The organism is Flavobacterium sp. (genome assembly GCF_021151785.1).
Taxonomy (GTDB): domain Bacteria; phylum Bacteroidota; class Bacteroidia; order Flavobacteriales; family Flavobacteriaceae; genus Flavobacterium.
This window is the reverse complement of record NZ_JAGKWP010000122.1, coordinates 1-6,320: the sequence shown is the minus strand read 5'-3', so window position 1 is coordinate 6,320 and position 6,320 is coordinate 1. Positions and strand designations below refer to the sequence as shown.

Here is a 6,320-nt window from a genome sequence, read left to right as displayed (position 1 = left end):
AAATTGATTTTAATGATACAAAATAAAAAAACCTGCAAAAAAAATTTTTTACAGGTTTCTTATATAAATTAAAACTGAACTTGATTCAGTAGACAACTTTTTATTTTTACTGTTCCGAAACTTTTGCCCAAGTATCTCTTAGTCCAACTGTTTTATTGAAAACTAATTTTTCTGCTGTGGAATCTCGATCTACACAAAAATATCCTAAACGCTGAAATTGGAAATGATCTAATTCTTTAGCAGAAGTTAAACTTGGTTCTACATATCCTTTTATAACTTGTAAAGAGTTAGGATTGATGTATTCTTTGAAATCAACCTCTTTATTTCCATCCGGCATTTCATGCGTAAATAAACGGTCATACACACGTACTTCAGCTTCTTTAGCATGTTGAATAGAAACCCAGTGAATGGTTCCTTTAACCTTACGTTTACTCGCTTCAGTACCACTTCCTGATTTAGAATCTACATCATATGTACAATGAATTTCGGTAATTTTACCGTTTTCATCTTTTACAACCGACTCACCTTTAATAATATACGCATTTTTTAAACGTACTTCTGTACCTAAGGTTAAACGGAAAAATTTCTTATGTGCTTCTTCTTGGAAGTCTTCTCTTTCTATATATAATTCTCTAGAAAAAGGTACTTCTCTAAAAGTTAATACTTCTTCTTCTGGATTATTTTCAGCTTCTAACCATTCTTCTTTTCCTTCAGGATAATTAGTAATTACTAATTTAACCGGATCTAAAACAGCCATTACACGAGGTGCAATTTTATTTAAATCTTCACGTACACAAAATTCTAATAACGAAACATCAATTAAATTGGTACGTTTAGCAATTCCAATTGTATGAGCAAAATTACGAATAGCAGCAGGTGTATAGCCGCGTCTACGCATACCTGAAATCGTACTCATACGTGGATCGTCCCATCCTGTAACATGCTTTTCTTCAACCAATTGTAATAATTTTCGTTTAGAAACTACCGTGTGTGATAAATTTCTACGAGCAAATTCACGTTGTTTCGGTCTTACTTTAGAACTGTCGTAAATTTGATCTAAAAACCAATCGTATAATTCTCTATGAGGTAAGAATTCTAGGGTACAAAAAGAATGTGAAATTTGTTCTAAATAATCGCTTTCACCATGTGCCCAATCATACATTGGATAAATACACCAATCATTTCCAGTTCTATGATGATGTTCGTGCATAATACGATAAATAATCGGATCACGCATCAACATATTTGGTGAAGCCATATCAATTTTTGCACGTAAAATGTAACTTCCGTTAGGAAATTCACCATTTTTCATACGTGTAAATAAATCTAAATTTTCTTCCACAGAACGGTCTCTATTCGGACTATTAGTACCTGGTTGCGTAGGTGTTCCTTTTTGTTTGGCCATTTCCTCAGAAGATTGATTATCTACATAAGCTTTACCTTTTTTAATCAATTCTACTGCCCAATCATATAATTGTTGGAAATAATCTGAAGCATAACATTCTTTATCCCATTGATAACCTAACCATGCTACATCGCGCTTAATTGCATCTACATATTCTTGTTCTTCTTTAGAAGGATTGGTATCATCAAAACGAAGGTTTACCGGTGCATTGTAATCTAATCCTAAACCAAAATTAAGACAAATTGCACTAGCATGACCCACATGTAAATACCCATTAGGTTCAGGTGGGAAACGGAAACGTAATTTATCATTTGGCAAACCATTTTTTAAATCTTCTTCAATAATTTGCTCTATAAAATTCAGTGATTTTTCTTCTGTAGACATTGTCTTTTTTTTACTTTTGACAAAGATAAGTTTAATTAGTCAATTTGAGAATTAGTCAATTTGAAAATTTGAAAAAAAATGGGGATTATAAAACTAACGAATATAAGAACGTTTTCCTATCACGGATGTTTAGAAGAAGAAGCTAAAATAGGTAGTAATTATCGCGTTGATTTAACAATAAAAACGAATTTAAAACCATCTTCTCAAACAGATGAATTGACAGATACAGTTGATTACGTAGATTTAAACCGAATTGTAACAGAAGAAATGGCTATACGTGCTAAATTATTAGAACATGTAGCTAAAAGAATCATTGATCGAATTTTAAATGAATTATTTATGGTGACTCAGGTTAAGGTGGAAGTAACTAAATTAAATCCGCCTATAGGTGGTGATGTTGAGGGAGTTACCATTATAATGAAGAAAAAAAGATAAGTATATAAAATTATTAATTAACTATATTTAATGATTAGCTTAATATTTTTTATCGTTTACCGTTTTGACTTTTAACTTTTTTACTATATTTGCAATCCAATAGGGCGTCGTGGCCGAGCGGCTAGGCATCGGTCTGCAAAACCGCGTACCCCGGTTCGAATCCGGGCGATGCCTCAAAAACCTTCTAATTTCTTAGAAGGTTTTTTTATTTCTCTATTCAAATTCTAAATACTAGAAATTATTTGATACTTATAACGAAATAAAACCGATATAAAAATTCAAAAAAAAAAACCTCCAAATTATTTATTTGAAGGTTAAAATTTATTCTGTAGTGTGCTCGATTTTATTAGTAATATCATCTTTCATACCAGGAAAAATACCTTGCAATAGAAAGAACAATCCAAAAATAATTAAAATAAAACTGATGGTCCTTTTAATTTTATAAATATTAGTTGGTGTTAAACGGTGTTTTAATTGTTTAGCTAATAAAATTTTCATTACATCAAAACCTAAATAAAATAATAAAGTAGCTGTAAAAAAAACAAAAATTCGAGAAGGAACCATTTGTAAACGAGGTCCTTGTGTAATGATAACCATCATCCAAAATCCTAAAATTCCAATGTTAATTACATTTAAAAAGAACCCTTTAAAAAATAAACCTAAGTAATTATTTTTGGGAATATCATCAATATCTTTTTCCTCTTCAATAACAAATTTTTTCTTCAGTTGTATAAATGAAATAACTCCATATACACCCATTATTAAACCTCCAATAATATATAAATTAGGGTTATTTTTAAATTGATCTAAAATTTGATTAGAAGCAAAATAGGCAATTAATATGTAAACAATATCACTAAAAACGATACCAAAATCCAAGGTCATTGCTGCTTTAAAACCTTTAGTAATACTAGTTTCTAGTAAAACAAAAAAACCTGGACCAATAGAAATGGCTAAAAGAAAACCCCATGGTAAGGCAGCTAAAATATCTTGAATCATGTAATTTTTTAAAATTTGTAGTTTGTTATACGAAGTTAACAAAATATACTAAAAAAACGATAAGTTTTTAATTTATCGTTTTTAAAAATTATCAATTTCTCTTATTATTTATTTTGCTTGTTCAATAGTACCACCAGCAATTTTCTTTTCATTAATTTGCTTAGGTTTACCATGAATTGTAATAGTTCCACCTGCTCTTGTTTTAGCGTCTACTAAATCTGTTGCATTTACTTCTGCCATTCCTCCAGCATTTACTGTAACAGTGGTTTGTTGGGTAATACAATCTTGTCCGTCATATTTCGCACCAGAATTAGCTAAAACATCCTGATTTTTTACTGTACCTTTTACAGTAACTATGCTACCTGCACTGGTTCTAACTGTTAATTTATCCGCTTGTAAGTTTTGTAAATTTACTTCTGAACCTTCTTTGGTAATAATATCAAAAGCGATACTTTGAATAGGTTCTTTTGAAACCACTCTACTTCCTTCATTGGCTTCAACCGCCTCTAATTTTTTAAAATATACGGTAGCAGTTACATCATCTCCACTTAACATTTTACCCAAAGGCATACGAACTTTTAATTCACCATTTTTATTGATTAATTCCACAACATTTGAATTTGCACCTGTTAACAAAACCTTATTTTCAGTTCCTGGAACCAAGGTAACGTCAATTTGATCAAAAGCAGTGACTTTAGTAAAATCACCAACATTTTTTTCAGTTTGAGCAAAAGATGTTGAAAAAGCTAAAAAAGCTAAAAAATTGAAAAAGATACTTTTCATATTATTGTAAATTTAGATACTGAAACAAGTTCAGTAGGTCAAAAATTAATTACTCATTCTTTCTATAATTACTCATTCTTTCTAATATACCAAAAGTCTAATTGTTTCTTCACTAAATCGGCGTTCTTTACTTTAACATACACTTCATCACCTAATTGTATTAAACTTTTAGTCATTTCACCAACTAAGGCATATTGTTTTTCATCAAATACATAATAATCATCTTTTATTTCACGAATTCGACACATTCCCTCGCATTTATTTTCAACGATTTCAACATAAACACCCCATTCTGTCACACCTGAAACAACACCTAAAAACTCCTGATCTTTATGATCTTGCATGTATTTTACTTGCATGTATTTCACAGAATCTCGTTCGGCGTTAGCGGCTAAACTTTCCATTTCAGACGAATGTTTACATTTTTCTTCATAGTCCTCTTCATTCACACTTTTACCTCCATCTAAGTAATATTGTAACAAACGGTGTGCCATAACATCAGGATAACGACGAATAGGAGACGTAAAATGACTATAATAATCAAATGCTAATCCGTAATGACCAATATTTTGAGTAGAATACGCCGCTTTACTCATACATCTTATAGCTAAAGTATCTACCATATTTTGTTCTTTCTTCCCTTGAACATCTTCTAACAAGGTATTTAATGAACTAGAAATGGTTGCTTTCGATTTAAAATTTATAGAATAACCAAATTTTGAAATCACCGATTGCAAACTCATTAATTTATCTTCATTAGGTTCATCGTGAATTCTATACACAAAGGTTTTCTTTTGTTTACCAATAAATTCTGCTACTTTTCTATTAGCTAATAACATGAATTCTTCAATTAAATGATTCGCATCTTTACTTTGTTTAAAAAATACACCAACAGGTTCTGCATTTTCATTTAAATTAAATTTTACTTCTACTTTATCAAAAGAAATAGCACCAGCTGCCATTCGTTTACTACGTAATTTTTTGGCTAATTCATCTAGCTTTAATGTAGCTTCAACTATTGGTTTTGGAGCATGATACTGTTCTCCGGTTAACGAAATATGAGCAGGAATGATATCACTTTTTGTTTCTATTATTTCCTGAGCTTCTTCATAAGCAAAACGCTGATCTGAATAAATTACGGTTCTTCCAAACCAAGAATCAATTACTTCTGCTTTTTCATTCAATTGAAATACGGCAGAAAAGGTATATTTTTCTTCATGTGGACGCAATGAACAAGCAAAATTTGATAAAACTTCTGGTAACATTGGAACCACACGGTCTACTAAATACACCGAAGTAGCTCTATGATAAGCTTCGTCATCTAAAATAGTGCCTTCTTTAACATAATGTGAAACATCGGCAATATGCACTCCAATTTCATAATTACCATTTTCTAAAACCTGAAAAGATAAGGCATCGTCAAAATCTTTCGCATCTTTAGGGTCAATAGTAAACGTCAATACATTACGCATATCTCTTCGCTTAGCAATTTCTTCAACAGTAATAGAAGTGTCAATTTTATTTGCAAAAGCCTCCACTTCAATTGGAAAATCATAAGGCAAGCCATATTCCGCTAAAATTGCATGAATTTCGGTGTTGTGTTCTCCTGGTTTACCTAACACTTTTACTACTTTTCCAAAAGGAGAATCTGCTTTTTTAGGCCAATCCGTCATACGAACCAAAACGACTTCACCATGTTGGGCTTCACCAATATCATTTTTTGGAATAAAAATATCAGTATACATTTTAGCATTAGCAGTAGTCACAAAAGCAAAGTTTTTTTGTATATCAATAACTCCAACAAATTCATTTTTAGCTCGTTGAAGTATTTCAACTACTTCAGCTTCAGGTCTTCTAGAAGCTCTTTTATTATAAATGTAACATTTTACTTTATCGCCGTCTAACGCATGATTTAAATTAGCAAATGGAATCAAAACATCTTTTTCTAATTCATCACATACAAAATAACCTGTTTTACGAGAAGTCATATCAATAAAACCTTCATAGTAATCAGAACCTGAAATAACACGGTATTTTCCTCTATCTATCTCTTCAATTTTTTCTTTTGAAGCTAGATATTTCAATTCTTTTATAATTTCATTTCTGCTTTGGGTATCATTAACTTCTAAAATAGCAGCAATTTGCTTGTAATTAAAACTTTTAGAAGGCTCTTGTGAAAGTATTTTATAAATCTTAGCGGAAAAGTCTTTTTCTTTTTTATTCAATTTTTTTATTTTCTTATTCATAATTCATTTCGCTTTTAAAGTTTAAATGTAGTGAATCCTAATCAGTATTCTACCAGAAGCTTCAAAAT

At 30.6% G+C, this 6,320-nt stretch carries 5 protein-coding genes and 1 tRNA gene; 2 read left to right on the top strand and 4 right to left on the bottom strand.

From position 1 onward, the window contains the following. Positions 1–106: 106 nt before the first annotated feature. A complete protein-coding gene (locus tag QZ824_RS10315; RefSeq protein WP_291275934.1) occupies positions 107–1,789 on the bottom strand; it encodes a glutamine--tRNA ligase/YqeY domain fusion protein in 1,683 nt (560 codons plus the stop codon). A 78-nt stretch (positions 1,790–1,867) separates the two neighbouring features. On the opposite strand from QZ824_RS10315, the gene folB reads away from it, so the two are divergent. Together folB and QZ824_RS10305 are read left to right on the top strand one after the other, a co-directional pair. Then, positions 1,868–2,224 (top strand): dihydroneopterin aldolase, encoded by a 357-nt coding sequence (gene folB / locus QZ824_RS10310; RefSeq protein ID WP_291275933.1) that lies wholly within the window; start codon positions 1,868–1,870, stop codon positions 2,222–2,224. Positions 2,225–2,327: 103 nt separating this feature from the next. Beyond that, positions 2,328–2,398: transfer RNA gene (locus QZ824_RS10305), tRNA-Cys, on the top strand. 147 nt (positions 2,399–2,545) lie between these two features. Here QZ824_RS10305 and QZ824_RS10300 read toward each other — a convergent pair. From QZ824_RS10300 to rnr, 3 genes are all read right to left on the bottom strand, one after another. Next, positions 2,546–3,223: a LysE family transporter gene (locus QZ824_RS10300; RefSeq protein ID WP_291275932.1), complete on the bottom strand. Its 678-nt coding sequence runs from the start codon at positions 3,221–3,223 to the stop codon at positions 2,546–2,548. Positions 3,224–3,331: 108 nt separating this feature from the next. Next, the gene (locus tag QZ824_RS10295) at positions 3,332–4,006 is read right to left on the bottom strand and encodes a head GIN domain-containing protein (protein ID WP_291275931.1); all 675 of its coding nucleotides are present in this window, start codon (positions 4,004–4,006) and stop codon (positions 3,332–3,334) included. Between the two features lie 68 nt (positions 4,007–4,074). Further along, positions 4,075–6,252: a ribonuclease R gene (rnr, locus tag QZ824_RS10290; RefSeq protein WP_291275930.1), complete on the bottom strand. Its 2,178-nt coding sequence runs from the start codon at positions 6,250–6,252 to the stop codon at positions 4,075–4,077. Positions 6,253–6,320 lie beyond the last annotated feature (68 nt).

Bases quoted from the DNA above. Each gene is read 5' to 3' on its own strand.
- QZ824_RS10315 (WP_291275934.1), bottom strand. From the start codon at position 1,789: ATGTCTACAGAAGAAAAATCACTGAATTTTATAGAGCAAATTATTGAA.
- folB (WP_291275933.1), top strand. From the start codon at position 1,868: ATGGGGATTATAAAACTAACGAATATAAGAACGTTTTCCTATCACGGA.
- QZ824_RS10300 (WP_291275932.1), bottom strand. From the start codon at position 3,223: ATGATTCAAGATATTTTAGCTGCCTTACCATGGGGTTTTCTTTTAGCC.
- QZ824_RS10295 (WP_291275931.1), bottom strand. From the start codon at position 4,006: ATGAAAAGTATCTTTTTCAATTTTTTAGCTTTTTTAGCTTTTTCAACA.
- rnr (WP_291275930.1), bottom strand. From the start codon at position 6,252: ATGAATAAGAAAATAAAAAAATTGAATAAAAAAGAAAAAGACTTTTCC.